Annotated in this window: 39 protein-coding genes; 37 read left to right on the top strand and 2 right to left on the bottom strand. The window is 61.0% G+C overall.

Annotated features, from left to right (window positions below):
- Positions 1-28: 28 nt before the first annotated feature.
- The 32 genes from tuf (at position 29) to dsbD (ending at position 18577) form a co-directional block, all read left to right on the top strand.
- On the top strand, positions 29-1237 hold the full coding sequence (tuf, locus tag PSUB009319_RS16205) for an elongation factor Tu (RefSeq protein WP_102067425.1): 1209 nt from the start codon (positions 29-31) through the stop codon (positions 1235-1237).
- A gap of 106 nt (positions 1238-1343) precedes the next feature.
- Positions 1344-1655 carry a 30S ribosomal protein S10 gene (gene rpsJ / locus PSUB009319_RS16200; protein WP_004634473.1) on the top strand — a complete coding sequence of 104 codons (312 nt, stop codon included), beginning with the start codon at positions 1344-1346 and terminating at the stop codon, positions 1653-1655.
- 285 nt (positions 1656-1940) lie between these two features.
- Positions 1941-2594, top strand: coding sequence for a 50S ribosomal protein L3 (rplC, locus tag PSUB009319_RS16195; RefSeq protein ID WP_004634474.1), 654 nt, complete (start codon positions 1941-1943; stop codon positions 2592-2594).
- An 11-nt stretch (positions 2595-2605) separates the two neighbouring features.
- Positions 2606-3226: a 50S ribosomal protein L4 gene (rplD, locus tag PSUB009319_RS16190; protein ID WP_124383235.1), complete on the top strand. Its 621-nt coding sequence runs from the start codon at positions 2606-2608 to the stop codon at positions 3224-3226.
- Positions 3223-3537 carry a 50S ribosomal protein L23 gene (gene rplW / locus PSUB009319_RS16185; RefSeq protein ID WP_039598701.1) on the top strand — a complete coding sequence of 105 codons (315 nt, stop codon included), beginning with the start codon at positions 3223-3225 and terminating at the stop codon, positions 3535-3537. Before rplD ends, rplW begins: the two co-directional genes overlap by 4 nt.
- A 2-nt stretch (positions 3538-3539) precedes the next feature.
- Positions 3540-4370 (top strand): 50S ribosomal protein L2, encoded by an 831-nt coding sequence (gene rplB / locus PSUB009319_RS16180; RefSeq protein ID WP_004634477.1) that lies wholly within the window; start codon positions 3540-3542, stop codon positions 4368-4370.
- Positions 4371-4391: 21 nt separating this feature from the next.
- Positions 4392-4667 (top strand): 30S ribosomal protein S19, encoded by a 276-nt coding sequence (gene rpsS, locus PSUB009319_RS16175; RefSeq protein WP_004634478.1) that lies wholly within the window; start codon positions 4392-4394, stop codon positions 4665-4667.
- Positions 4668-4676: 9 nt separating this feature from the next.
- Complete coding sequence (gene rplV / locus PSUB009319_RS16170; protein ID WP_124383234.1) at positions 4677-5006, top strand: 50S ribosomal protein L22; 330 nt, start codon at positions 4677-4679, stop codon at positions 5004-5006.
- 9 nt (positions 5007-5015) lie between these two features.
- Entirely contained in the window at positions 5016-5807 is a 792-nt protein-coding gene (rpsC, locus tag PSUB009319_RS16165; RefSeq protein ID WP_124383233.1) for a 30S ribosomal protein S3, read from the top strand.
- Between the two features lie 2 nt (positions 5808-5809).
- A complete protein-coding gene (gene rplP, locus PSUB009319_RS16160; RefSeq protein WP_003264123.1) occupies positions 5810-6226 on the top strand; it encodes a 50S ribosomal protein L16 in 417 nt (138 codons plus the stop codon).
- Positions 6227-6238: 12 nt separating this feature from the next.
- The gene (gene rpmC / locus PSUB009319_RS16155) at positions 6239-6433 is read left to right on the top strand and encodes a 50S ribosomal protein L29 (RefSeq protein WP_004634481.1); all 195 of its coding nucleotides are present in this window, start codon (positions 6239-6241) and stop codon (positions 6431-6433) included.
- Entirely contained in the window at positions 6430-6699 is a 270-nt protein-coding gene (gene rpsQ, locus PSUB009319_RS16150; RefSeq protein WP_004634482.1) for a 30S ribosomal protein S17, read from the top strand. Before rpmC ends, rpsQ begins: the two co-directional genes overlap by 4 nt.
- A gap of 267 nt (positions 6700-6966) precedes the next feature.
- A complete protein-coding gene (gene rplN / locus PSUB009319_RS16145; protein WP_124383232.1) occupies positions 6967-7335 on the top strand; it encodes a 50S ribosomal protein L14 in 369 nt (122 codons plus the stop codon).
- A gap of 11 nt (positions 7336-7346) precedes the next feature.
- Positions 7347-7655 (top strand): 50S ribosomal protein L24, encoded by a 309-nt coding sequence (gene rplX / locus PSUB009319_RS16140; RefSeq protein ID WP_009241893.1) that lies wholly within the window; start codon positions 7347-7349, stop codon positions 7653-7655.
- Between the two features lie 26 nt (positions 7656-7681).
- Positions 7682-8224, top strand: coding sequence for a 50S ribosomal protein L5 (gene rplE / locus PSUB009319_RS16135; protein ID WP_009241894.1), 543 nt, complete (start codon positions 7682-7684; stop codon positions 8222-8224).
- A 9-nt stretch (positions 8225-8233) separates the two neighbouring features.
- Positions 8234-8539, top strand: coding sequence for a 30S ribosomal protein S14 (gene rpsN, locus PSUB009319_RS16130; RefSeq protein ID WP_004634486.1), 306 nt, complete (start codon positions 8234-8236; stop codon positions 8537-8539).
- A gap of 27 nt (positions 8540-8566) precedes the next feature.
- Positions 8567-8962 (top strand): 30S ribosomal protein S8, encoded by a 396-nt coding sequence (gene rpsH / locus PSUB009319_RS16125; RefSeq protein ID WP_004634489.1) that lies wholly within the window; start codon positions 8567-8569, stop codon positions 8960-8962.
- Between the two features lie 12 nt (positions 8963-8974).
- Positions 8975-9508, top strand: coding sequence for a 50S ribosomal protein L6 (gene rplF / locus PSUB009319_RS16120; protein WP_124383231.1), 534 nt, complete (start codon positions 8975-8977; stop codon positions 9506-9508).
- Between the two features lie 11 nt (positions 9509-9519).
- The gene (rplR, locus tag PSUB009319_RS16115) at positions 9520-9876 is read left to right on the top strand and encodes a 50S ribosomal protein L18 (protein ID WP_124383230.1); all 357 of its coding nucleotides are present in this window, start codon (positions 9520-9522) and stop codon (positions 9874-9876) included.
- Positions 9877-9897: 21 nt separating this feature from the next.
- On the top strand, positions 9898-10416 hold the full coding sequence (rpsE, locus tag PSUB009319_RS16110; RefSeq protein WP_004634493.1) for a 30S ribosomal protein S5: 519 nt from the start codon (positions 9898-9900) through the stop codon (positions 10414-10416).
- A 22-nt stretch (positions 10417-10438) separates the two neighbouring features.
- Complete coding sequence (gene rpmD / locus PSUB009319_RS16105) at positions 10439-10621, top strand: 50S ribosomal protein L30 (protein WP_003264137.1); 183 nt, start codon at positions 10439-10441, stop codon at positions 10619-10621.
- 18 nt (positions 10622-10639) lie between these two features.
- Positions 10640-11071: a 50S ribosomal protein L15 gene (gene rplO / locus PSUB009319_RS16100; protein WP_124383229.1), complete on the top strand. Its 432-nt coding sequence runs from the start codon at positions 10640-10642 to the stop codon at positions 11069-11071.
- A gap of 57 nt (positions 11072-11128) precedes the next feature.
- Positions 11129-12451, top strand: a complete 1323-nt coding sequence (gene secY / locus PSUB009319_RS16095) for a preprotein translocase subunit SecY (protein ID WP_009277656.1) — start codon at positions 11129-11131, stop codon at positions 12449-12451.
- A gap of 26 nt (positions 12452-12477) precedes the next feature.
- Positions 12478-12696, top strand: a complete 219-nt coding sequence (infA, locus tag PSUB009319_RS16090; RefSeq protein ID WP_003264140.1) for a translation initiation factor IF-1 — start codon at positions 12478-12480, stop codon at positions 12694-12696.
- 30 nt (positions 12697-12726) lie between these two features.
- Positions 12727-12843: a 50S ribosomal protein L36 gene (rpmJ, locus tag PSUB009319_RS16085; RefSeq protein WP_003264141.1), complete on the top strand. Its 117-nt coding sequence runs from the start codon at positions 12727-12729 to the stop codon at positions 12841-12843.
- A gap of 21 nt (positions 12844-12864) precedes the next feature.
- Positions 12865-13230 (top strand): 30S ribosomal protein S13, encoded by a 366-nt coding sequence (rpsM, locus tag PSUB009319_RS16080; protein ID WP_004634501.1) that lies wholly within the window; start codon positions 12865-12867, stop codon positions 13228-13230.
- 24 nt (positions 13231-13254) lie between these two features.
- Positions 13255-13656, top strand: a complete 402-nt coding sequence (rpsK, locus tag PSUB009319_RS16075) for a 30S ribosomal protein S11 (RefSeq protein WP_003264143.1) — start codon at positions 13255-13257, stop codon at positions 13654-13656.
- A gap of 203 nt (positions 13657-13859) precedes the next feature.
- Complete coding sequence (gene rpsD / locus PSUB009319_RS16070) at positions 13860-14483, top strand: 30S ribosomal protein S4 (RefSeq protein ID WP_024977879.1); 624 nt, start codon at positions 13860-13862, stop codon at positions 14481-14483.
- 239 nt (positions 14484-14722) lie between these two features.
- Positions 14723-15703, top strand: a complete 981-nt coding sequence (locus PSUB009319_RS16065; protein ID WP_004634508.1) for a DNA-directed RNA polymerase subunit alpha — start codon at positions 14723-14725, stop codon at positions 15701-15703.
- Positions 15704-15844: 141 nt separating this feature from the next.
- The gene (gene rplQ, locus PSUB009319_RS16060; protein WP_124383228.1) at positions 15845-16243 is read left to right on the top strand and encodes a 50S ribosomal protein L17; all 399 of its coding nucleotides are present in this window, start codon (positions 15845-15847) and stop codon (positions 16241-16243) included.
- 144 nt (positions 16244-16387) lie between these two features.
- The gene (gene cutA / locus PSUB009319_RS16055) at positions 16388-16726 is read left to right on the top strand and encodes a divalent-cation tolerance protein CutA (protein WP_124383227.1); all 339 of its coding nucleotides are present in this window, start codon (positions 16388-16390) and stop codon (positions 16724-16726) included.
- A gap of 18 nt (positions 16727-16744) precedes the next feature.
- Entirely contained in the window at positions 16745-18577 is a 1833-nt protein-coding gene (dsbD, locus tag PSUB009319_RS16050) for a protein-disulfide reductase DsbD (RefSeq protein ID WP_124383226.1), read from the top strand.
- Here the strand turns inward: dsbD and hemB are convergent, their stop codons facing one another.
- Positions 18578-19573 carry a porphobilinogen synthase gene (gene hemB / locus PSUB009319_RS16045; RefSeq protein WP_124383225.1) on the bottom strand — a complete coding sequence of 332 codons (996 nt, stop codon included), beginning with the start codon at positions 19571-19573 and terminating at the stop codon, positions 18578-18580.
- A 150-nt stretch (positions 19574-19723) separates the two neighbouring features.
- A complete protein-coding gene (gene yihA, locus PSUB009319_RS16040; RefSeq protein WP_124383224.1) occupies positions 19724-20425 on the bottom strand; it encodes a ribosome biogenesis GTP-binding protein YihA/YsxC in 702 nt (233 codons plus the stop codon).
- Positions 20426-20683: 258 nt separating this feature from the next.
- Between yihA and PSUB009319_RS16035 the strand changes: the two genes are divergently transcribed.
- The 5 genes from PSUB009319_RS16035 to PSUB009319_RS16015 all read left to right on the top strand — a co-directional run bounded on the left by PSUB009319_RS16035 (position 20684) and on the right by PSUB009319_RS16015 (position 25993).
- Entirely contained in the window at positions 20684-21343 is a 660-nt protein-coding gene (locus PSUB009319_RS16035; protein WP_124383256.1) for a cytochrome c, read from the top strand.
- Positions 21344-21455: 112 nt separating this feature from the next.
- A complete protein-coding gene (locus tag PSUB009319_RS16030) occupies positions 21456-23651 on the top strand; it encodes a cytochrome c biogenesis protein ResB (RefSeq protein ID WP_124383223.1) in 2196 nt (731 codons plus the stop codon).
- Between the two features lie 7 nt (positions 23652-23658).
- The gene (ccsB, locus tag PSUB009319_RS16025) at positions 23659-24858 is read left to right on the top strand and encodes a c-type cytochrome biogenesis protein CcsB (protein ID WP_124383222.1); all 1200 of its coding nucleotides are present in this window, start codon (positions 23659-23661) and stop codon (positions 24856-24858) included.
- Positions 24859-24978: 120 nt separating this feature from the next.
- Positions 24979-25413 (top strand): ATP-binding protein, encoded by a 435-nt coding sequence (locus PSUB009319_RS16020; protein ID WP_124383221.1) that lies wholly within the window; start codon positions 24979-24981, stop codon positions 25411-25413.
- Between the two features lie 25 nt (positions 25414-25438).
- Positions 25439-25993: an RNA polymerase sigma factor gene (locus PSUB009319_RS16015; RefSeq protein WP_124383220.1), complete on the top strand. Its 555-nt coding sequence runs from the start codon at positions 25439-25441 to the stop codon at positions 25991-25993.
- The last annotated feature ends 2 nt before the right edge of the window (positions 25994-25995 follow it).

Here is a 25995-nt window from a genome sequence, read left to right as displayed (position 1 = left end):
TTAGCCCATTCCGAATTGAGGAGCTGACATGGCAAAGGAAAAGTTCGAGCGGACCAAGCCGCACGTGAACGTTGGTACGATTGGTCACGTTGACCACGGCAAGACGACGCTGACGGCAGCAATCGCAACCGTGCTGTCGAGCAAGTTTGGTGGTACCGCCAAGAAGTACGACGAAATCGACGCAGCGCCGGAAGAAAAGGCACGCGGCATCACGATCAACACCGCGCACATCGAGTACGAGACGGCCAACCGCCACTACGCGCACGTTGACTGCCCGGGCCACGCCGACTACGTCAAGAACATGATCACCGGTGCCGCCCAGATGGACGGCGCAATCCTGGTGTGCTCGGCCGCAGACGGCCCGATGCCGCAAACGCGTGAGCACATCCTGCTGGCTCGTCAGGTTGGCGTGCCGTACATCATCGTCTTCCTGAACAAGTGCGACATGGTGGACGACGCTGAGCTGCTGGAACTGGTCGAAATGGAAGTGCGCGAACTTCTGTCGAAGTACGACTTCCCGGGCGACGACACTCCGATCATCAAGGGTTCGGCCAAGCTGGCGCTGGAAGGCGACAAGGGCGAACTGGGCGAAGTGGCCATCATGAACCTGGCCGACGCACTGGACACCTACATCCCGACGCCGGAGCGCGCTGTTGACGGCACGTTCCTGATGCCGGTGGAAGACGTGTTCTCGATCTCGGGTCGCGGCACGGTGGTGACCGGCCGTATCGAGCGCGGCATCATCAAGGTCGGCGAAGAAATCGAAATCGTCGGTATCGCCATGGACGGCGACAAGCCGAAGATCGACAAGACGACGTGCACGGGCGTGGAAATGTTCCGCAAGCTGCTCGACCAAGGTCAGGCAGGCGACAACGTCGGTATTCTGCTGCGCGGTACGAAGCGCGAAGACGTTCAGCGCGGCCAAGTGCTGGCCAAGCCGGGTTCGATCAAGCCGCACACGGAATTCACGGGCGAGGTCTACATCCTGTCGAAGGACGAAGGCGGCCGCCACACGCCGTTCTTCAACAACTACCGTCCGCAGTTCTACTTCCGTACGACGGACGTGACCGGCTCGATCGCACTGCCGGAAGGCAAAGAAATGGTTATGCCGGGCGACAACGTGTCGATCACCGTCAAGCTGATCGCCCCGATCGCCATGGAAGAAGGCCTGCGCTTCGCTATCCGTGAAGGCGGCCGTACCGTTGGTGCCGGCGTCGTCGCCAAGATCCTCAAGTAAAAGGCGGACCGATGCGCCGTTCCTCGTAAGGGGCGCGGCGCATGCCTGTTGCATCGCTCTTTCAATCTACCGGCGGCCCAGCCGCCACGCTCTTTAAGGAAACATCATGCAAAACCAGAAGATCCGTATCCGCCTCAAGGCTTTCGACTACCGTCTGATCGATCAATCGGCCGCTGAAATCGTTGAAACCGCGAAGCGCACTGGCGCGATCGTCAAGGGCCCGGTGCCCCTGCCGACTCGCATCCAGCGTTTCGATGTTCTGCGTTCGCCGCACGTCAACAAGACCAGCCGCGATCAGTTCGAAATTCGCACGCATCAGCGTTTGATGGACATCGTCGATCCGACGGACAAGACCGTTGACGCGCTGATGAAGCTGGACCTGCCGGCCGGCGTGGACGTCGAGATCAAGCTGCAGTAAGCACCTCAACGCTGTCGGGTCATTCCGGCAACGTGCAAACGGCGAGCCAAGTGCTCGCCGTTTCGCTTTTTGGTTGTCGTTTCGTGCCGTGTGCCACATCGGTACGCGCTTGACGCCAATCGTGCTTGCACATAGCCCGTAGCCGGGATATAGTGTAGGGCTACCCCTTTAGTCAGGGGAGTGGGCTGGCCATTTGGCCGCGCGCCGTCTCTTTAGGCGCAGTCCAGTTCAAGATTCGTAGTATCAATCAGCCCCGGCCAATCGCAGCTGGGAATGGAGCAAACCATGAGCCTTGGCCTTGTAGGTCGCAAGGTTGGCATGACCCGTATTTTCACGGACGACGGCGATTCGATTCCCGTCACCGTGCTCGAGGTCGGCGACAACCGCGTGACGCAAATCAAGACGGACGAGACCGACGGTTACACCGCGGTGCAAGTCACCTTCGGCACCCGACGCGCCAGCCGCGTCACCAAGCCGCTGGCGGGTCATCTCGCCAAAGCCGGCGTGGAAGCGGGCGAAGTCATCAAAGAATTCCGAGTGGATGCCGCTCGTGCCGCTGAATTCCAGCCGGGCGCGAACATCAGCGTCGACCTGTTCGAAGTCGGTCAGAAGATTGACGTTCAGGGCGTGACGATTGGTAAGGGCTACGCCGGTACCATCAAGCGTTACAACTTCTCGTCGGGCCGCGCCTCGCACGGTAACTCGCGCTCGCACAACGTGCCGGGCTCGATCGGTATGGCGCAGGATCCGGGCCGCGTGTTTCCGGGTAAGCGCATGACCGGTCATATGGGTGACGTCACCCGTACCGTCCAGAACCTGGAAATCGCCAAGATCGATGCAGAACGCAAGCTGTTGCTGGTCAAGGGTGCGATTCCGGGCGCCAAGGGCGGTCAAGTCATCGTCACGCCGGCCGTGAAGGCCCGCGCCAAGAAGGCATAAGGAGCAAACGCATGGAACTGAAGCTGCTCCAGGACAACGGTCAACTCGGCGCAAGCGTTGCTGCTTCGCCGGAAGTGTTCGGCCGTGACTACAACGAAGCCCTCGTTCACCAAGTCGTCGTCGCTTACCAGGCCAACGCTCGCAGCGGTAACCGTAAGCAGAAGGACCGTGAAGAGGTCAAGCACACGACCAAGAAGCCGTGGCGTCAAAAGGGTACGGGCCGCGCCCGTGCAGGTATGAGCTCCTCCCCGCTGTGGCGCGGGGGTGGTCGTATCTTCCCGAACAGCCCGGAAGAAAACTTCTCGCAGAAGGTCAACAAGAAGATGTACCGCGCCGGCATGCGCTCGATTTATTCGCAGCTTGCCCGTGAAGGTCGCATCAACGTCGTTGACAGCCTGTCCGTCGAAGCGCCCAAGACCAAGCTGCTGGCCGACAAGTTCCGCGCCATGGGCCTGGATTCGGTGCTCGTGATTACCGATAACCTGGACGAAAACCTCTTCCTGGCATCGCGCAACCTGGCGCATGTGCTCGTGGTTGAGCCGCGTCACGCCGACCCCCTGTCGCTCGTGCACTACAAGAAGGTGCTCGTGACGAAGGGTGCCGTCGCGCAGATCGAGGAGTTGCTGAAATGACGCAAGTTGCCAAGAACGACCATCGCCTGATGCAGGTGCTGCTGGCGCCTGTGGTGTCTGAAAAGGCAACCCTCGTGGCCGAGAAGAACGAACAGGTCGTGTTCGAAGTGGCTCCCGACGCCAACAAGATCGAAGTGAAGGCCGCCGTCGAACTGCTGTTCAAGGTGGAAGTCGCGTCCGTCCAGATCCTGAACCGCAAGGGCAAGCAAAAGCGCTTCGGTCGCTTCATGGGTCGCCGTAACCACGTGAAGATGGCCTATGTCTCGCTGAAGCCGGGCCAGGAAATCAATTTTGAAGCGGAGGCCAAGTAATCATGGCACTCGTCAAAACCAAACCGACATCGCCGGGCCGCCGCTCGATGGTGAAGGTCGTCAACCCCGACCTTCACAAGGGTGCGCCGCACGCTCCGCTGCTGGAAAAGCAAATCCAGAAGTCGGGTCGTAACAACAACGGCCACATCACCACCCGTCACAAGGGCGGTGGTCACAAGCATCACTATCGCGTCGTCGATTTCAAGCGTAACGATAAGGACGGTATCCCGGCCAAGATCGAGCGCCTGGAATACGACCCGAACCGTAGCGCCAACATCGCGCTCGTGCTGTTCGCTGACGGTGAGCGCCGCTACATCATCGCCCCGAAGGGCGCTGTGGTTGGCCAAGCCATCGCCAACGGCTCGGAAGCGCCGATCAAGGCCGGTAACAACCTGCCGATTCGCAACATTCCGGTCGGTACGACGATCCACTGCGTGGAAATCCTGCCGGGCAAGGGCGCTCAAGTTGCCCGTTCGGCTGGTACGTCCGCCGTGCTGCTGGCTCGCGAAGGCATCTACGCTCAAGTGCGCCTGCGCTCGGGTGAAGTGCGCCGCGTGCATATCGAGTGCCGCGCGACCATCGGTGAAGTCGGCAACGAAGAGCACAGCCTGCGCCAGATCGGCAAGGCCGGTGCAACCCGTTGGCGCGGTATTCGCCCGACCGTTCGCGGTGTGGTGATGAACCCGGTGGATCACCCGCACGGTGGTGGTGAAGGTAAGACCGCTGCTGGCCGCGATCCGGTGTCGCCGTGGGGTACCCCGACCAAGGGTTACCGCACCCGTCGTAACAAGCGCACGGACAGCATGATCGTTCAGCGCCGTCACAAGCGTTAATCGGCAGGTAGGAGCTTAGATATGACTCGTTCCGTAAAAAAGGGTCCTTTCATTGACGCCCACCTGTTGAAGAAGGTTGAGGCGGCAGTGCAAACGAAGGACAAGAAGCCCATCAAGACGTGGTCGCGTCGTTCGACCATTCTGCCGGACTTCATCGGCCTGACGATCGCCGTTCACAACGGCCGTCAGCACGTGCCCGTGTATGTCACGGAAAACATGGTTGGCCACAAGCTCGGCGAATTTGCGCTCACGCGTACGTTCAAGGGCCACGCTGCCGACAAGAAAGCGAAGCGATAAGGGGCAATCATGGAAGTTAAAGCGATTCATCGCGGCGCCCGTATCTCTGCACAGAAGACGCGTCTGGTTGCTGATCAGATCCGCGGCCTGTCGATCGAGCGTGCACTCAACGTGCTGACGTTCAGCCCGAAGAAGGCGGCTGGCATCGTGAAGAAGGTGGTTGAGTCCGCCATCGCGAACGCCGAGCACAATGAAGGCGCCGACATCGATGAACTGAAGGTCAAGGCGATCTGCATCGACAAGGCCACCTCGCTCAAGCGCTTCACCGCGCGTGCGAAGGGCCGTGGCAACCGCATCGAGAAACAAACCTGTCACATCACTGTGACGCTGGGCAACTAAGGGGTCACGATGGGACAGAAGATTCATCCGACTGGCTTCCGTCTGGCTGTCAGCCGTAACTGGGCATCGCGCTGGTACGCCAGCAACACCCAGTTTGCGGGCATGCTCAAGGAAGACATCGAAGTTCGCGAGTTTCTGAAGAAGAAGCTGAAGAACGCTTCGGTGGGCCGCGTGGTCATCGAGCGTCCGGCCAAGAATGCACGTATCACGATTTACAGCTCGCGTCCGGGCGTGGTGATCGGCAAGAAAGGCGAGGATATCGAACTGCTGAAGGCTGAGCTGCAGCGTCGCATGGGCGTGCCTGTGCACGTGAACATCGAAGAAATCCGCAAGCCGGAAGTCGATGCACAACTGATCGCCGATTCGATCACGCAGCAGCTTGAGCGCCGCATCATGTTCCGCCGCGCAATGAAGCGCGCGATGCAGAACGCGATGCGTCTGGGTGCCCAAGGCATCAAGATCATGAGCTCGGGCCGTCTGAACGGCATCGAAATCGCCCGTACCGAATGGTACCGCGAAGGTCGTGTGCCCCTGCACACGCTGCGCGCCGATATCGACTACGGCTTCTCCGAAGCGGAAACCACCTACGGCATCATCGGTGTCAAGGTGTGGGTGTACAAGGGCGACCACCTCGGTCGCAATGACGCGCCCGTCGTGGAAGAGCCGAAGGAAGATGAGCGCCGCCGCCGTCCGGGCCGTCCGGAAGGCCGTCGCCGTGAAGGCGAAGGTCGCCCGGCAGGTCAGCGCCGCGGTGCTGGCGCGGGTGCCCGTCGTGGCGCCGACGCCAAGACTGGAGAATAAACATGCTGCAACCTAAGCGCAGAAAGTACCGCAAGGAGCAGAAGGGCCGTAACACCGGTATCGCGACGCGCGGCAACGCAGTCTCGTTCGGCGAATTCGGCCTGAAGGCGATGGGCCGCGGCCGTCTGACCGCGCGTCAGATCGAGTCGGCCCGTCGTGCGATGACCCGTCACATCAAGCGTGGCGGTCGCATTTGGATCCGGATTTTCCCGGACAAGCCGATCTCGAAGAAGCCTGCCGAAGTCCGTATGGGTAACGGTAAGGGCAACCCGGAATACTACGTGGCTGAAATTCAGCCGGGCAAGATGCTGTACGAAATGGACGGCGTTGGCGAAGAACTGGCACGCGAGGCGTTCCGCCTGGCAGCTGCCAAACTGCCGATCGCGACCAGCTTCGTGGTGCGTCAGGTCGGAACGTAAGGAGTACACACCATGAAAGCATCCGAACTGCGCGACAAAGATGTCGCCGGGCTGAATCAGGAGCTCTCCGAGCTGCTGAAGGCTCAATTTGGCCTGCGCATGCAAAAAGCGACGCAACAGCTGCAGAACACCAGCCAGCTGAAGAAAGTGCGTCGTGACATCGCACGCGTCCGCACTGTGCTGGGCCAGAAGGGGAACCAGAAATGACTGAAGCCGCAACGTCCCTGAAGCGCACGCTCGTCGGTCGCGTTGTCAGCAACAAGATGGACAAGACCGTCACGGTCCTGATCGAAAACCGCGTCAAGCATCCGCTGTACGGCAAGTACGTGGTGCGCTCAAAGAAGTACCATGCGCACGACGAAGCCAACCAGTACAACGAAGGCGACAAGGTTGAGATCACGGAATCGCGTCCGCTCTCCCGCACCAAGTCGTGGGTGGTGTCGCGGCTGCTTGAAGCTGCGCGCGTGATCTAAAACAACAGCAGAGTAGTTTGCTGTTGCAAGACCGGGATTATGTGATATAGTCTCGGTCTTTCCCTTTGTGAGGGTTGCCGGCGGATATGCTGGTGGCTCAGATAAAGGAAAAAGCGAATGGGCCAGGCGGCAATCGCCGTCGGGCAGCTACCGACTTCAAGTTGATCAACCCAATCGCAGTTGGCGCAATGCCAGCAGCCGGCGGGACCAAGACTGATCGCCTCTGCGCATTGTGCGTTTGGCGAATTAAGTTGGGACGAGAACACCATGATTCAGACAGAAAGCCGGCTCGAAGTGGCCGATAACACGGGTGCACGTGAAGTCATGTGCATCAAGGTGCTGGGCGGCTCGAAGCGCCGCTACGCCAGCGTCGGCGACATCATCAAGGTCAGCGTCAAGGATGCTGCTCCGCGTGGTCGCGTGAAGAAGGGCGATATCTATAACGCCGTGGTGGTGCGTACCGCCAAGGGCGTGCGCCGTCCTGACGGTTCGCTCATCAAGTTCGACGGCAATGCCGCCGTGCTGCTGAACACCAAGCTTGAGCCGATCGGCACCCGTATCTTCGGGCCGGTCACTCGCGAACTCCGTAACGAGCGCTTCATGAAGATCGTGTCGCTCGCGCCGGAAGTGCTGTAATCGGAGGCCGCATGAACAAGATTCGCAAGGGCGATCGCGTCATCGTCCGCACCGGTAAAGACAAGGGCAAGCAGGGTACCGTGCTGGCTGTGCTCGCTGAGCACGTGACGGTGGAGGGCGTGAATGTTGCCAAGAAGCACGTGCGCCCGAACCCGATGCTGGGTACCACGGGTGGTGTGGTCGACAAGGTCATGCCCATCCATATTTCAAACGTTGCGCTCGTGGATGCCAATGGCAAGCCGTCGCGCGTCGGCATCAAGGTTGAAGGCGGCGTGAAGACGCGCGTGCTGAAGACCACCGGTGCTGCCGTCGGCGCTTGATTCTGGGCAATAGAGAGGAGTTGAGCATGACTGCACGTCTGCAAGAGTTTTACAAAGAGAAGGTTGTGCCCGAACTAATCAAACAGTTCGGTTACAAGTCCGTGATGGAAGTGCCGCGCATCACCAAGATCACCCTGAACATGGGTCTTGGCGAAGCCATCAATGACAAGAAAGTCATTGAGCACGCCACTGGTGACCTGATCAAGATCGCTGGCCAGAAGCCCATCGTGACGAAAGCCCGCAAGGCTATCGCCGGCTTCAAGATTCGCCAGGGTTACCCGATCGGCACGATGGTCACGCTGCGTGGCCAACGCATGTACGAATTCCTGGACCGCTTCATCACTGTGTCGCTGCCCCGCGTGCGCGATTTCCGTGGTGTGTCGGGTAAGGCTTTCGATGGTCGTGGCAACTACAACATCGGTGTGAAAGAGCAAATCATTTTCCCCGAAATCGAGTACGACAAGATCGACGCACTCCGTGGTCTGAACATCAGCATCACGACGACTGCGAAGAACGACGAGGAAGCGAAGGCGCTCCTCAACGCGTTCAAGTTCCCGTTCCGTAATTAAGGGGTTACCGTGGCTAAATTGTCTCTGATCGAACGCGAGAAGAAGCGTGCCAAGCTCGTGGCCAAGTACGCTGAGAAGCGCGCCGCTCTCGAAGCCATCGTGGCAGACCAAAGCAAGTCGGAAGAAGAGCGTTACGAAGCGCGCCTGAAGCTGCAGGCACTGCCGCGCAACGCGAATCCGACTCGTCAGCGCAACCGCTGCTCGATCACCGGTCGTCCCCGCGGTACGTTCCGTAAGTTCGGCCTGGCGCGTAACAAGCTCCGTGAAATCGCCTTCAAGGGCGAGATCCCGGGTCTGACGAAAGCCAGCTGGTAATCACGCACAGGCTACAGGAGAAACAGTATGAGCATGAGCGATCCGATCGCCGATATGCTGACGCGTATCCGCAACGCGCAAGCGGTGGAAAAAGCGTCGGTGGTCATGCCGTCGTCGAAGCTGAAGGTGGCAATCGCCAAAGTCCTGAAGGACGAAGGCTACATCGACGAATTCGCCGTGACCGAGCAGGGTGGTAAGTCCACGCTGACGATTGGTCTGAAGTACTACGCTGGCCGTCCGGTCATCGAGCGCCTGGAGCGCGTCTCGAAGCCTGGTCTGCGTGTGTACAAGGGCCGCAATGAAATTCCGCAAGTGATGAACGGCCTGGGTGTTGCCATCATCTCGACCCCTCAGGGTCTGATGACGGACCGCCGCGCCCGCGCAACCGGTGTCGGTGGCGAAGTCATTTGTTACGTTGCCTAAGGGAGGGGAACCATGTCTCGCGTAGGTAAGGCTCCCATCGCGCTGCCCAAGGGCGCCGAAGTCAATTTCGCTGGTGGTCTGCTGACCGTCAAGGGCCCGCTGGGCACACTGACGCAGCCGATTCACTCGCTGGTCAAGGTCAACACCGACAACGGCACGATCACGTTCGCGCCGGCAGATGAGTCGCGTGAAGCCAATGCGCTGCAAGGTACGATGCGCGCCCTGACGGCCAATATGGTCAAGGGCGTGACGACGGGTTTCGAGCGCAAGCTGAACCTGGTCGGCGTGGGTTACCGTGCTTCGCTTCAAGGCTCCGCCCTGAAGCTGCAACTCGGTTTTTCGCACGACGTGATCCATGAGATGCCGGAAGGCGTGAAGGCGGAAACGCCGACGCAGACCGAAATCATCATCAAGGGTTCGGACAAGCAGAAAGTTGGTCAGGTCGCCGCTGAAGTGCGTGCATATCGTCCGCCTGAGCCCTACAAGGGCAAGGGTGTGCGCTACGCCGATGAGCGTGTGATCCTGAAGGAAACCAAGAAGAAGTAAGGGTGCACATCATGAACAAAAATGACTCGCGTCTGCGCCGTGCACGTCAGACCCGCCTGAAGATTGCGGAACTGAGCGTCGCCCGTCTGGCTGTGCACCGTACGAACCTGCACATTTATGCGCAGGTCTTCTCGGAAGACGGCACCAAGGTCCTGGCTTCGGCCTCGACGGCGGAAGCCGAAATCCGCAAGGAACTGAACGGCAACGGTGGCAACACCGCTGCTGCCACCTTGGTGGGTAAGCGCATCGCTGAGAAGGCGAAGGCTGCCGGCATCGAAGCCGTGGCGTTCGATCGCTCGGGTTTCCGTTATCACGGTCGCGTGAAGGCTCTGGCCGACGCGGCACGCGAAGCTGGCCTGAAGTTCTAAGCCGGCATAGAGGATATCGTCATGGCAAAAATTCAACCTAAGGTCCAAGGGGACGAACGCGACGACGGTCTTCGCGAGAAGATGATCGCGGTCAACCGTGTGACCAAGGTGGTCAAGGGCGGCCGGATTCTCGGTTTCGCTGCTCTGACTGTGGTCGGCGACGGCGACGGCCGTATCGGCATGGGCAAGGGTAAGGCTAAGGAAGTCCCTGTGGCCGTGCAGAAGGCAATGGACGAAGCCCGTCGCAAGATGGTCAAGGTCCCGCTGAAGAACGGTACGCTGCAACACGAAGTGGTTGGCAAGCATGGCGCCGCAAAGGTGCAGATGATGCCCGCGAAGGACGGTACTGGCGTGATCGCCGGCGGCCCGATGCGCGCCATCTTCGAAGTGATGGGCGTGACGAACATCGTGACCAAGTCGCACGGTTCGACCAATCCTTACAACATGGTGCGCGCAACGCTGGATGGCCTGCGCAAGATGAGCACCCCGGCCGAAGTTGCCGCCAAGCGTGGCAAGTCGGTCGAAGAGATCCTCGGCTAAGCCGAAGGGATAGGTGAACGATATGTCGCAGAAAACCGTGAAAGTCCAACTCGTGCGCAGCCTGATCGGTACGCGCGAAGACCACCGCGCCACGGTGCGCGGCCTGGGCCTGCGCCGCATGAACTCGGTGTCCGAATTGCAGGACACGCCCGCAGTGCGCGGCATGATCAACAAGGTGTCCTACCTAGTCAAGGTCATCGGCTAAGGCAAGACGGAGAAGAACATGCAACTGAATAACCTGAAGCCGGCAGCTGGCTCCAAGCACGCCAAGCGCCGCGTTGGTCGCGGTATTGGTTCGGGCCTGGGTAAGACAGCTGGCCGTGGTCACAAGGGTCAGAAGTCGCGTTCGGGTGGTTTCCACAAGGTCGGCTTCGAGGGCGGTCAGATGCCCCTGCATCGTCGTCTGCCCAAGCGCGGTTTTACCTCGCTGACCAAGGAATTCACCGCTGAAGTGCGTCTGGGCGACCTGGCGGGCCTGCCGATCGAAGAAGTCGATCTGCTGTCCCTCAAGCAAGCCGGCCTTATTGGCGAGATGGTCAAGAGCGCCAAGGTGATCCTGTCGGGCGAAATCGACAAGAAGGTAACTCTGAAGGGTATCGGCGCGACGGCTGGGGCGAAAGCCGCAATCGAAGCAGCTGGTGGCTCGCTGGCCTAATAGCCTGCTGTTTCACACTGACGGAGCATCCGTTTGGCCACGGCGAAACCTAATGTGATGGCCCAGGCCAAGAACACGGCCAAGTACGGCGATCTTCGCCGTCGGCTTGTGTTCCTGGTCCTGGCACTGCTGGTGTATCGGATCGGCGCGCACATTCCTGTGCCCGGCATCGATCCGGATCAACTGGCGCAGCTTTTCCAACGGCAATCAGGCGGCATCCTCGGGATGTTCAACCTGTTTTCCGGCGGCGCGCTGTCGCGTTTTACGGTGTTTGCGCTGGGGATCATGCCGTACATCTCGGCGTCGATCATCATGCAACTGCTGACGATCGTGCTGCCGCAGCTGGAGTCGTTGAAGAAGGAAGGCCAAGCCGGCCAGCGCAAGATTACGCAGTACACGCGCTACGGTACGGTCGTCCTTGCAACGTTCCAGGCGCTGGGGATTGCAGTGGCGCTCGAAGCACAGCCGGGTCTGGTGTTGGACCCGGGCCTGATGTTCCGAGCTACCGCGGTGATTACGCTGGTGACAGGTACGATGTTCCTGATGTGGCTGGGTGAGCAGATCACCGAGCGTGGGCTGGGCAACGGGATCTCGATCATCATCTTCGGCGGGATCGCTGCAGGTCTGCCCAACGCAATTGGTGGTCTGTTCGAGCTGGTGCGTACGGGTTCGATGGGGATTTTCTCCGCGATCCTGGTGGTGGCGATTATTGGTGCGGTGACGTTCGTGGTTGTGTTCATCGAACGCGGCCAGCGCAAGATCCTCGTCAACTACGCCAAGCGGCAGGTTGGTAACAAGATTTATGGCGGTCAGTCGTCGCATTTGCCGCTGAAGTTGAATATGGCCGGGGTGATTCCGCCGATCTTTGCATCGTCGATCATTCTGTTCCCGGCTACGATCGCGGGCTGGTTTACAGCCGGCAACTCGACGAATCCGGTTGCACGGGTCGTCAAGGACTTGGCAGCAACGCTGTCTCCAGGTCAGCCGGTGTACATCCTGCTGTATGCGGCGGCGATCATCTTCTTCTGTTTCTTCTACACAGCGCTGGTCTATAACAGCCGCGAAGTAGCGGATAACCTGAAGAAGAGTGGGGCGTTCATTCCGGGTATTCGTCCGGGCGAGCAAACCACACGGTATATCGACAAGATTCTGGTGCGGCTGACGTTGGCTGGTGCGATCTACATCACGCTGGTGTGTCTGTTGCCGGAGTTCTTGGTGCTGCGCTGGAATGTGCCGTTCTACTTCGGGGGGACGTCGCTGTTGATCATCGTGGTTGTTACGATGGACTTCATGGCGCAAGTGCAGTCCTACGTGATGTCTCAGCAGTACGAGTCTTTGATGAAGAAGGCGAATTTCAAGGGAAACCTGACGCTCCGCTAGGAGTGATCGCACGAACCTGAAGGGACATGGCTAAAGATGACGTGATCCAGATGCAGGGCGAGGTGCTGGAAAACCTCCCCAACGCAACGTTTCGCGTCAAGCTAGAGAACGGCCACGTAGTGTTAGGCCATATTTCCGGCAAGATGCGTATGCATTACATCCGCATCCTGCCCGGGGACAAGGTGACGGTCGAATTGACCCCGTATGATCTGTCCCGCGCGCGCATCGTATTCCGGGCGAAGTGAGCGGACTGGAATTGAAGGAAGAGGAAAATCATGAAAGTGCTGGCTTCTGTTAAGCGCATTTGCCGCAACTGCAAAATCATCAAGCGCAAGGGCGTGGTGCGTGTGATCTGCTCGTCGGACCCGCGTCATAAGCAGCGCCAAGGCTAATTTCGCAAAGAGGATTGACGAATGGCACGTATCGCAGGGGTCAACATCCCCAACCACAAACATACCGTGATTGGCCTGACGGCGATCTACGGTATCGGCCGCTCGCGCGCTCAGAAAATTTGCGAGGCTACTGGTATCCCGACCGACAAGAAGGTCAAGGACCTGACGGATCCGGACCAGGACGCGCTGCGTAAGGAAATCGAGAAGTTCCTCGTCGAAGGCGATCTGCGCCGTGAAACGACGATGAACATCAAGCGCCTGATGGATCTGGGCTGCTACCGTGGCGTGCGCCATCGCAAGGGCTTGCCGATGCGTGGTCAGCGTACCCGCACCAACGCCCGTACCCGTAAGGGTCCGCGTAAGGCCGGCGTTGCGCTCAAGAAGTAATCCGTCGGGTAAAGGATAGAAACTATGGCAAAAGCAGCGAATACCGCCGCCCAGCGCGCGCGCAAGAAGGTTCGCAAGAACGTCGCCGACGGCATCGCGCACGTTCACGCGTCGTTCAACAACACGATCATCACGATCACCGACCGTCAGGGCAATGCTCTGTCGTGGGCGACGTCGGGCGGCCAAGGCTTCAAGGGCTCGCGCAAATCGACGCCGTTCGCCGCTCAGGTGGCTGCTGAAAGTGCTGGCCGCGTTGCGCAGGACCAAGGCATCAAGAACCTGGAAGTCCGTATCAAGGGCCCGGGCCCTGGTCGCGAGTCGGCCGTGCGTGCACTGAACAACTTGGGTATCAAGATCCAGTTGATCGAAGATGTGACGCCCGTCCCGCATAACGGCTGCCGTCCGCCGAAGCGTCGTCGTATCTAAGTAAGTTGACCGGCCGCGCCAGTTATTGGTGAGGTCGGTCTGCGGGTGCTATAATTGCCCGCTTGCCTGTCTTCCGGGTTTCCCGGAAGGCGGGTTTCGTCTTTTCATAAGCCCACTGTTCGCTGCGGTCTCGTTGTTGGGACTGATCAGGCGGACCATCCGAGGCCCTATGCCACGGATGACTGATAACGAAGGAACACAACGTGGCACGCTATACCGGCCCCAAGGCGAAACTGTCTCGCCGCGAAGGTACTGACCTTTTCCTGAAGAGCGCACGCCGCTCGCTCGCCGACAAGTGCAAGCTGGACAGCAAGCCTGGTCAGCATGGCCGCACCTCTGGCGCTCGCACCTCCGACTACGGTAACCAACTGCGTGAAAAGCAGAAGGTCAAGCGCATCTACGGTGTGCTGGAGCGCCAATTCCGCCGCTACTTTGCTGAAGCCGACCGTCGTAAGGGCAACACGGGTGAGACTCTGTTGCAACTGCTGGAATCGCGCCTGGACAACGTCGTCTACCGCATGGGCTTCGGCTCGACCCGCGCTGAAGCGCGTCAGCTGGTATCGCACAAGGCGATCCTGGTGAACGGTCAGGCTCTGAACGTGCCGTCGGCCCAGGTCAAGTCGGGCGACGTGATCGCCATCCGCGAAAAGTCGAAGAAGCAAGTGCGTATTGCTGAATCGCTGACCCTGGCTGAGCAAACTGGCTTCCCGATCTGGGTTGCCGTGGATGCCAAGAAGATGGAAGGCACCTTCAAGCAAGCCCCGGATCGCGCGGATATCGCCGGCGACATCAACGAAAGCCTGATCGTCGAACTGTATTCGCGTTAATGACGACGCCCGTGCCGCAAGGTGCGGGCTCGTGCGCCTTTTGGGGATGCTCATCGTCAACGACATTGAGTTCGTGCGCTGGCAATATTCCGGCGCCGATCCAATCCGAATCGTTACGTGCCGCAACGCGATTGCGGCACGCGCGTCTTCCGTCGCGAGTTTCGCGATGGGACCTTTCCAGTCCAATCCGTCAGCCTTATCGGTGTAACGAGCCGAGGGTATTGAAATAGGACAACCTAATGCAAACAGCACTCCTGAAGCCCAAAATTATTGCGGTTGAGCCGCTTGGCGATCATCACGCGAAGGTCGTCATGGAACCGTTCGAGCGCGGCTACGGCCACACGCTCGGTAACGCGCTGCGCCGCGTGCTGCTGTCGTCGATGGTCGGTTATGCCCCGACCGAAGTCACGATCGCAGGGGTCGTCCACGAATATTCCACCATCGATGGCGTGCAGGAAGACGTCGTCAACCTGCTGCTGAACCTGAAGGGCGTGGTGTTCAAGCTGCACAACCGTGATGAAGTCACGGTGTCGCTGCGCAAGGAAGGCGAAGGTGTGGTGACCGCTGCCGATATCGAGCTGCCGCACGATGTCGAGATCATCAACCCGGGTCACGTGATCGCCAACCTGTCGGCTGGCGGCAAGCTGGACCTGCAACTGAAGGTCGAACAAGGCCGCGGCTACGTGCCGGGCAACGTGCGCAAGTTCGGCGATGAGTCGAGTAAGGTCATCGGCCGCATTGTGCTGGACGCCTCGTTCGCGCCGGTGCGCCGCGTGTCGTACGCGGTGGAATCTGCCCGTGTGGAGCAGCGCACTGACCTCGACAAACTGGTGATGAACATCGAGACCAACGGCGTGATCTCGCCGGAGGAAGCGATCCGCCAGTCGGCTCGCATCCTGGTGGACCAACTGTCGGTGTTCGCCGCGCTGGAAGGCACCGAGAGCGCCGCTGAAGCTGCTGCTGCCCGCGCACCGCAGATCGATCCGATCCTGCTGCGCCCGGTCGACGACCTGGAGCTGACGGTGCGTTCGGCCAATTGTCTGAAGGCCGAAAACATCTACTACATCGGCGACCTGATCCAGCGTACCGAGAACGAACTGCTCAAGACTCCGAACCTGGGTCGCAAGTCGCTCAACGAGATCAAGGAAGTTCTCGCATCGCGTGGCCTGACGCTCGGCATGAAGCTCGAGAACTGGCCGCCGGCGGGTCTCGAGAAGTAAGTTGAAATTGTCGGCCGGTGCGTGTGCATCGGCCGGTTTTCCCGCCGTTCCTATCTGGACGGCTTATTGTTAAGGCTACCGGCCCGCGCCGCGCAAGCGGTGATAGAAGAGCTGGTCAAACACTCTTAAGAAGGAATCATCATGCGTCACCGTCATGGTTTGCGGAAACTGAACCGCACCTCGTCGCACCGTCTCGCGATGCTGCGCAACATGTCTAACTCGCTGCTGCAGCACGAGCTGATCAAGACCACCGTGCCTAAGGCGAAGGAGCTGCGCAAGGTTGTCGAGCCGCTGATCACGTTGGCCAAGAAGGACACCGTTGCCAACCGCCGTCTGGCGTTCGCCCGCCTGCGTGATCGCGATATGGTCACCAAGCTGTTTACCGAACTGGGCCCGCGTTTCGCCACCCGTCCGGGCGGCTACACCCGTATTCTGAAGTTCGGCTTCCGTCAGGGCGACAATGCGCCGATGGCACTGGTCGAGCTGCTCGATCGTCCGGAAGTTGCCGAGGCTGTGGAAGTCGACGGCGCTGCCGAATAAGGTCAGTCCAGGTTTGTTGGTGCGACATGGTGTCGCGTCGAGCAAGCCGATGAATGCGTGATTCTGAGCGCATTACAATGAAGCCAGGATTTGTATCCTGGCTTTTTTGTTGCCCGCTTTCGGCGTTCGCGCCCTGGAGTACTTATGTCTGCCGAAACCGAAGTGCTGCTTGTGCTGACCAACCTGCCCGACGCTGACAGCGCGGATCGCGTGACCAAAGCGGTGCTGGAATCTCGCTCAGCGGCGTGCGTCAATCGCTTGCCGGCGTGTGCATCAACTTACCGGTGGCATGGCGTGATCGAGCATGCGACCGAGATCACGCTGCTGGTCAAGACCACGCGCGATGCATACCCTGCGTTGGAAGTTGCATTGCGCGAGGCACATCCGTACGAGGTGCCCGAGATCATCGCCGTGCCGGTGGCAGCAGGTTTGCCGGCGTATCTTGCGTGGGTGGCCGACGAAACGCGTCAGCCTTCCGTTTAATGTCCGATTGCTGGTGATATGACCTTCTCTTCGTTCTTGTCGGTGCGACGCGTGCTGCAGTTGCTGATGCTGCTCGTTGCTATGGCGATGCTTTGGGCCCCTGCCCGTGCTGCTGATGATTTTCTGCCGCCCGAACAGGCGTTCCGCTTCTCCGCCACGCAGCTCGACGGCCAGACGATCGCGGTCAAGTTCGACATCGCCGACGGCTATTACATGTATCGCGAGCGTTTTGCCGTGACGGCCGATCCGAGCACCGTCACGCTGGCGCCACCGGATATGCCGGCGGGTAAGGTCAAGTTTGACGAGACCTTTAACAAGAATGTCGAGACCTACCGGCATGAAGTCGCATTCCGCGTGAAGGCACAGAGCGCCACTGCGCCATTCACGCTCATCGTCACATCGCAAGGGTGCGCCGACCAAGGGTTGTGCTATCCGCCGATGAAGAGCCGGTTCCAAGTGCAACCTGCAACGGCATCGTCGACCCCGTTGACGGCAAGCAATGGTGAGGCAAATTCTGGTGACGCGCTCGGACGTATCGCCAGCACGCTCGGCAGTGGCAATCTTGGCGCGATTGCGGTGCTGTTCTTCGGGCTGGGGTTGCTGCTGACCTTCACCCCGTGCGTGCTGCCGATGCTGCCGATTCTGTCGGCCATTGTGGTCGGCGAGCACGCAACGCGCTCGCGCGCGGCGATCGTGTCGGTTGCTTACGTGCTTGGCATGGCGTTCGTCTATACCGCCGTGGGTGTGGCGGCAGGGTTGGCGGGACAGGGCCTGCAAGCCGCGCTGCAGAACGCCTGGGTGCTGGGCGCGTTTGCTTTGCTGATGGTGGTGCTGTCGCTGTCGATGTTTGGGTTATACGAACTGCAGTTGCCGGCGGCTTGGCGAGATCGCTTGACCGCGGCCTCGAGCAAGCGCAGCGGTGGCCAGATTGCCGGTGCGGCGGTGATGGGTGCGCTCTCGGCACTGATTGTGTCGCCGTGTGTGACACCGGCGTTGGCCGGCGCCCTGGCCTACATTGCTCAGACCGGCAATGCCGCAATCGGCGGTATGGCGTTGTTTGCGATGTCGATCGGCATGGGCGTGCCGCTTGTGCTCGTGGGCATTGGCGCAGGCAATTTGCTGCCGCGCGCTGGTCACTGGCTGATCGTCACCAAGGTGGTGTTTGGTTTCGTTCTGCTGGCCGTGGCACTGTGGATTCTGCAGCCGGTGTTGCCGACGTGGGCGGCGATGGTCGCGTGGGGCGCGTTGCTGATTGGCGCCGCTGTGTTCCTGCGGACATTCGATTCGCTGCCGGACGGCGCTGGCAACGTGCAGCGTTTGGGCAAGGTCGCGGGTGTGGTGCTCGCGCTGGCGGGCGCCGCGCAACTTGTCGGTGTCGCCGCAGGCGGCCGCGACCCATTACAACCGCTGACCGGATTGATTCGCGCGTCGGCGGGCGCATCCGCGCAAGCCGAAACACACGGCGTGACGTTCAAGCGCGTGAAGAGCATCGCCGAACTCGATGCTGAAGTGCGTAACGCGAGCACATCGGGCCGTGCGGTGATGCTCGATTTTTATGCCGACTGGTGCGTGAGCTGCAAGGAGATGGAGCGCCTGACCTTTACCGATGCGCGGGTGCGCCAGGTGCTTGCGGAGGTTGTGCTGTTGCAGGCCGATGTGACGGCCAACAATGCCGATGACCAGGCACTGCTCAAGCGCTTCGGTCTGTTCGGCCCGCCGAGCACGATTTTCTTCGATACGCAGGGCCGGGAAATGAAGGGTCGCGTGGTCGGTTTTGAGCGCGCCGACACCTTCCTGGAAAGCCTGCGCCGCACGATCGGCACGGCACAGGTGGTCAAGCCAACGGCCTGATTACGCGCGCAGCAGACGGGCGGCGTCTAGCGCGAAGTACGTCAAGATGCCATTTGCACCCGCCCGCTTGAACGCCAGCAGCGATTCCAGCACGACTTTATCGTGATCCAGCCAGCCGTTCTGCGCGGCGGCTTTTAGCATCGCGTATTCACCGCTGACTTGATAGACGTAGGTCGGAAAGCGGAACTCATCCTTCACGCGGCGCACGATATCGAGGTACGGCATGCCGGGCTTGACCATCACCATGTCGGCGCCCTCGGCGATGTCGAGCGCCACTTCGCGCAGCGCTTCATCCGAGTTGGCCGGGTCCATCTGGTAAGTCATCTTGTTGCTCTTGCCCAGATTGGCCGCCGAGCCCACTGCATCACGGAATGGGCCATAGAACGCTGAAGCGTACTTTGCCGCGTAGGCCATGATGCGTGTGTAGATGTGATCGTCGTTCTCCAGCGCCAAGCGGACCGCGCCGATGCGGCCGTCCATCATGTCCGACGGCGCGACGATATCCACACCGGCCTCGGCCTGCACCAGCGCCTGGCGCATCAGAATCTCGACGGTCTCTTCGTTGAGCACATAGCCGTTGGCGTCGAGCACGCCGTCCTGGCCGTGGCTCGTGTAGGGATCGAGCGCCACATCAGTCAGGATGCCCAATTCGGGAAAGCGTGCCTTGAGCGCCTTCACCGCGCGCGGGATCAGGCCATCCGCGTTGGCAGCTTCGATGCCATCCGGCGTCTTGAGCGACGGCTCAATAACCGGGAACAGCGCCAGCACCGGAATGCCAAGCTGCACGCACTGCTCGGCGACGCTCAGCAGCACATCGATCGACACCCGCTCGACGCCCGGCATTGACGGCACGGCCTGGCGCACATTGGCGCCTTCGAGGATGAAGACGGGGTAGATCAGATCGTCGGGAGTGAGGCGCGACTCGCGCATCATGCGGCGGGAGAAGTCGTCGCGGCGCATGCGGCGCGGACGATGGTCGGGGAAGCTTGCGATCATTTCAGCAGACCCTAAGAACACACTGTGAAGTTTCGAAACCTTTGTCACGATTATCCATCCTATGCACGGACAATGCGCCAGCGACGCTGACGCAGCGTCCCCCGCGGCTCCTCCCTGACGCGGGTTCCCATCGATGGCTCGATGGGGTCGTTACCCCCGTTGCGCGTTTGGCGACGGGGTTTTTTTTGCCTGTTCGGTCTGCGGCTCCGGCTCCAGCGCTTCGGGCAAGCACAGCCAGCCTGCGACAATTCGCTGCGCCTCTTCGATGCCGCGACGCTTCAGGCTGGAGAACAACTGCACCGTGAGCGACACGTCACCGTCGATCTGTGCGCGGTAATCGGCCAGCACCTTGCGTGCCGCCATAAGCGCGCGCGAGGCATCGTTGTTGGTCAGCTTGTCCGCCTTCGTGAGCAGCACGTGGATCGGTTTGCCGGTCGGCAGGAACCACTCGACCATCTGGCAATCGAGGTCGGTGAAGGGACGGCGCGCGTCCATCATGATGACCAGGCCGGCGAGCTGCTGCCGTGCCTTGACGTAATCGCCCAGCAGGTGGACCCAATGAGATTTGGTCTCGCCCGGCGCTTCGGCATAGCCGTAACCGGGCAGATCGACCAGGAAGCCGAGCGGGTCTTCCGCCTTGGCGGGCATCACCGAGAAATAGTTGATGTGCTGCGTGCGGCCGGGCGTCTTACTGGAGAACGCCAACCGCTTCTGATTGCACAGGATATTGATCGCGGTGGACTTGCCTGCGTTCGAGCGGCCCGCAAACGCGACTTCAGGCACGGCGGTCGCCGGTAAATCGCGCAGATGATTGACGGTGATGAAGAAACGGGCTTGATGCAGGAGCGACATGCGCGGCAGTACCTGTAAACTGCAGTTCAGAACTGCGTGGTTGCTGCGCCGCGAGGTCGCATTGCAGAGGTGTTATTGTACAATACGCCGGTTTACGGACGTCCCCCACCAGATCCGTCGCAGGACCGCCCCGAGGCCCGGGCCGGTCCGTTTTCATGCGCTGAATCTGGCACGAGGAGAGGGGGATGCCCGGCGCCGCAGGATCCCACATTGGGCGGCGCACGCAGCATTCGAAAACAATCTAAACAAGGTGTGCGAATGAACCGCATCGCGAACGTTTTTGCTGTCGCAGCGCTGTCCCTGGCATCGGTCTTTTCCATGGCCCATGCCGAAGAGCAAAAAGTCGCCAAGGCCGACGCCGCGCGCGGCGAAACAATCTTCAACACCGGTGTCCCCGCCAATGGCGTGCCCGCGTGTACCAGTTGTCACGGCGCCGGCGGCAACAGCGCCATGAACGCCAACCCGAAGCTTGCTGGCCAACACGCCGAATATATCGAGAAGCAGCTCAAGGACTTCAAGGCCAAGACCGAGCGCAACCAGCCGGTCATGTCGCTGTACGCCGGCGCATTGTCGGATCAGGATATGAAGGACATCGGCGCCTACCTGGGCAAGCAAGCTGCCTGGAAGCCGGGCTCGGCCAAGGGCAAGGACACCATCGAACTGGGTCAGAAGCTGTATCGCGGTGGCGACGCCAAGCGCGGTATTGCAGCATGTGCTGGATGCCACGGCCCGACGGGTGCCGGTATCCCGGCGCAGTATCCACGTATCGCGGGTCAGTTCTCTGAATACACCGAAGCTCAACTGGTGGCGTTCCAGGATGGCACCCGCAAGAACAGCGTACAGATGCACGACTTGGCCGGACGCATGACGACCCAGCAGATCAAAGCGGTGGCCGACTACATTGCGGGCCTGCGCTAATCTGCCGCACCCGGCCGTCATGTGACGGTCGCACAATCAATAAGAAAAACAGGGTGGCAATGCGCCTGGCATCGCCACCCTGTTTTCGTTTCTGAACAGGTTTTTATCCCGCATGTCTTCGGTCTCCACTTCTGGCGTGCAGATACGCTCCCGCCGCCGCGCGTTGCGCGAAACGGTTGAGTTGCTGTCGTCGATGCGCTTTGCGATCAGCTTGCTGACGGTGATCGCCATTGCCAGCGTCATCGGCACGGTGCTCAAGCAGAATGAGCCGTACCCGAACTACGTCAATCAGTTCGGGCCGTTCTGGGCCGATGTGTTCCGCTCGCTGACGCTGCCCACGGTCTACAGCGCGTGGTGGTTCCTGCTGATCCTGACGTTCCTGGTGGTGTCGACCTCGCTGTGCATCGTGCGCAATGCGCCGAAGATGCTGGCCGACATGCGCGCCTGGCGCGAGAACGTGCGCGAAGGCAGCTTGCGTGCGTTCCATCACAAAGACGAGTTCGATGCGCCGGCGGATACGGCCACCGTGACCGCGCGTTTGGCTGCGCTCGCGCAGAACCGCGGCTTTCGCATCAAGGCGTTCGCGCGCGACGGCGGCGCCACGCTCATCGCGGCCAAGGCGGGCGCGGGCAACAAGATCGGCTACATCCTGGCGCATACGGCCATCGTCGTGATCTGTATCGGCGGCCTATTGGACGGCGACATGATGATCCGCGCGCAGATGTGGTTTGGCGGCAAGTCGCCCATCAAGGGCAATGCAGTCATCAGCGACATCGGGACGGAGCACCGGCTGTCGGCCTCTAACCCTGGCTTCCGCGGTAACGCGTTCGTGCCGGAAGGTTCGACCGTCAGCACGGCGATCTTGAACATTGCCGATGGGGCGCTGATCCAGGATTTGCCGTTCATGATCACGCTCAAGAAGTTCACCGTTGAGCATTATTCGACCGGCATGCCAAAGCTGTTCGCCAGCGACATCGTGGTGACAGACCGCCGTACCGGCAAGCAGACCGATGCGCGCGTCGAGGTGAACAAGCCGTTCGTGTATGACGGCGTGGCGATCTACCAGTCGAGCTTTGAAGACGGCGGCTCGAAGCTCAAGCTGACCGGCTTCCCGATGCACGGTGATAACGCCAAGACGTTCGACATGTCGGGCGTGGTGGGCGAAAGCTCGAAGCTCACCGGCAAGGGCGGCGACTACACGGTGGAGTTCTCCGACTTCCGCCTCATGAACGTCGAAACGGTCACGGACGCCTCGGGCAAGCAGGACGCGCGCGGCGTCGGCAAGAAGGGCGGTGCGCAGAGTGGCCTGAGTGCGGAGCTTGGCAACGTCACCAAGATGACCCACGACCGCGACCTGCGCAACGTCGGCCCCTCGGTACAGTACAAGCTGCGCGACGCCAACGGCCAGGCGCACGAATTCAGCAACTACATGCTGCCGGTTACGCTGGATGGGCAATCGGTGTTCCTGGCTGGCATGCGCTCGCAGCCGGACGAACCGTTCCGCTATCTGCGCATTCCGGCCGATGCACAAGGCACCGTGAACGACTGGATGCGCCTGCGTGCCGCGCTGCAGAACCCGGCGATGCGCGGCGAAGCGGCACGACGGTTTGCGCTGCTCTCCATGCCCGGTGAACAGCGTGCGGAACTGCGCAACCAGTTGACGGAAAGCGCCCGTCGCGCGCTCGATCTCTTTGCTGGCGCCGCCGACGTGAAGGACGGTGCCGCTGATGCACAAGGCGGCTTTGCCGCAGTCGCCACGTTCCTGCAGAAGTCGGTGCCAGAGGGCGAGCGCGAGAAAGCCGCCGATGTACTGATGAAGATCATCAACAGCTCGATGTGGGAGCTGTGGCAACTGGCCCGCGCGCAGGATGGCCTGCCCGCCCCCACCGTGGATGCCGCCAGCAGCCGGTGGTTGCAGAGCGCGATCAACGCGCTGTCAGACAACGTTTTCTACGGCGCACCGGTGTATTTGCAGCTCACCGACTTCCAGCAGGTGCAGGCCAGTGTGTTCCAGCTCACGCGTGCGCCGGGCAAAAACATCGTGTATCTTGGGTCGTTGCTGCTGGTGCTGGGCGTATTCTCGATGTTCTATGTGCGTGAGCGCCGCTGGTGGCTGTGGATCAAGCCGCAATCCGGGGATGCCACTTCAGGCGCACATGTGCTGACCGCCATGTCGACCACGCGCCGCACGCTCGACTTCGACCGCGAGTTCGAGCGTCTCAAGCACGATGTCCGCGCCGTCACTGGCATGACGGACACAAGCGGCGCCGCCAGTGCAGCGAGCGCCGAGTCCAACCCAACGAAGTGAGCAGGTGATGGAAGCGACCAATCCTCCGCAAACGTCCGTGGCGTCCAGGGCGACCGCTGATCTCGGTGCGCTGCAGCGCCCATCGTATTTCCGTCGCCTGGGCTGGTTTGACTGGCTGTTCGCCGCAATGCTGGCGGCCGGCGCCGGTTATGCCTTCTCGCGCTACGGCGCCTATATGGACGGCTACGAGCGCGGCATCCTCGTTGCTGCCGTGCCGGCCTTTGCATGGCTGGGCTGGACGTGGAAGCCGGTGCGTGCGCTGATGATCGGCATTGCGGTGCTGTCGCTGTTCGGCATCTCGCAGTATGCCGGCGCCAATGGCCCCGACCTCGCTCGCGCCGAGCACGCGTTCTTCCTGAAATATTTCCTCGCCAGCCAGTCGGCCATCCTGTGGATGAGTGCGCTGATCTTCCTCTCCACGCTGTTCTTCTGGACGGGATTCCTGCTGCGCTGGGAAGCGGGCGGGTCGATCGGCAGCAAGCTGTGCTGGGCGGCCGTGGTGCTGGGCCTGACGGGGATGCTGGTGCGCTGGTACGAGTCGTACCTGGTAGGCGCGGATATCGGCCACATCCCCATCTCGAATCTGTACGAGGTGTTCATTCTCTTCACGCTGATCACCTCGCTGTTTTATCTGCACTACGAGCAGCGTTACAAGACGCGCGCCCTGGGGCCGTTCGTGATGCTGGTGGTGTCGGCCGCAGTGGGCTTTCTGCTGTGGTACACGGTGTCGCGCGGCGCGCAGGAGATCCAGCCGCTGGTACCGGCGCTGCAGAGCTGGTGGATGAAGATCCACGTGCCGGCCAACTTCATCGGCTACGGCACCTTCGCGCTGTCGGCCATGGTCGGCGCAGCTTACCTGCTCAAGGAGCACGGCATCCTGGTAGACCGGCTGCCCTCGCTCGAGGTGCTGGACGATGTGATGTACAAGGCCATCACCGTCGGCTTTGCGTTCTTCACCATCGCCACGATTCTCGGTGCGCTGTGGGCGGCTGATGCCTGGGGCGGCTACTGGAGCTGGGACCCGAAGGAAACCTGGGCGCTGATCGTCTGGCTGAACTACGCTGCTTGGCTGCACATGCGCCTGATGAAGGGGTTGCGCGGGCGCATGGCGGCCTGGTGGGCGCTGATTGGCCTGCTGGTGACGACGTTCGCCTTCCTGGGGGTGAACATGTTCCTCTCGGGCCTGCACAGCTACGGCGAGCTGTAAGCTGCACGGCACAAAAATCCTCGACGGACTGGAATAAAGACGCGCCCAGCGTGTTTACTGCTCTGTGAGGGCGCCCCGTGTTTCCCCTTTTTGCGCGCCCCTCCATCCAAGGAGAACAAGATGAGCCAGTCCGCAGTTTCCCCCAAGATGTTCAATCCGCGCATGGCATTGGCCGGTGCTGCGCTGCTTGTATCGCTTTCGGCACTCGGTTTGGCGGGTTGCAGCAGCATGGGCATGGGGGCGTCTACGCCGTCGGCCGTTAAGGTGACCAACGGCACGCTCACGGATCAGCACGGCATGGCGCTCTACACGTTCGACCGTGACGCCACGGCCGGCAAGAGCGCCTGCAATGGCAAGTGCGCCGATAACTGGCCGCCGCTGGCCGCCAATGATGCCGACAAGCCGTCCGGCGACTACACCATCATCACCCGCGAAGACGGCAAGAAGCAGTGGGCCTACCACGGCAAGCCGCTCTATCTCTGGACGAAGGACAAAATGCCCGGCGACCAGACCGGTGACGGCTTTATGAACCTGTGGCACATCGCCAAACCGTAAGCACGCCGCCCTCGCTCACGCCTGTATGTCCGATCTGGCCAGCCGGCTGGTCACGCTCACGCCACGACTGCGCCGTCACGCGCGCGGCCTCTTGCGTGATGCCAGCCGCGCCGATGATCTCGTCCAGGACACCCTGGAACGCGCTTGGCGCTATCGCTGGCGCTTCCAGTTGCGCCCCAGATTAGGCGCTGCGGGCGAGAGCGACGGGTTGTTTGCCTGGCTGCTCACCATCATGCATCGCCTGCATTTGAACGCCGTGCGCCGGCCCGATCGCCTCGAGTTGAGCGACGCGCCGCTCGAGATTCCCGTCGACGATGACCCCGGCCTGCGCCGCGACCTGCTGCGTGCCCTGGCGACGCTGCCGGAAGACCAGCGTGCAGTCTTGCTGCTCGTCGGCCTGGAGCAGTTTGCCTACAAGGAAGCTGCTGACGTGCTCGGCGTGCCAGTGGGCACCGTGATGTCGCGGCTGTCGCGGGCGCGTGAGCGGATGCGTGTGGCGCTTGACGGTTCGCCCGCTGCGGCGAGTGCATCCGCGACCTCTGGCGGCGGCGGCAACACTGCGCTGCACCGTGTGAAGTGAGG

The organism is Ralstonia sp. SET104, assembly GCF_003851545.1.
Lineage (GTDB): Bacteria > Pseudomonadota > Gammaproteobacteria > Burkholderiales > Burkholderiaceae > Ralstonia.
The sequence above is the reverse complement of the archived record's forward strand: the minus strand, read 5'-3'. Positions and strand labels throughout refer to the sequence as shown.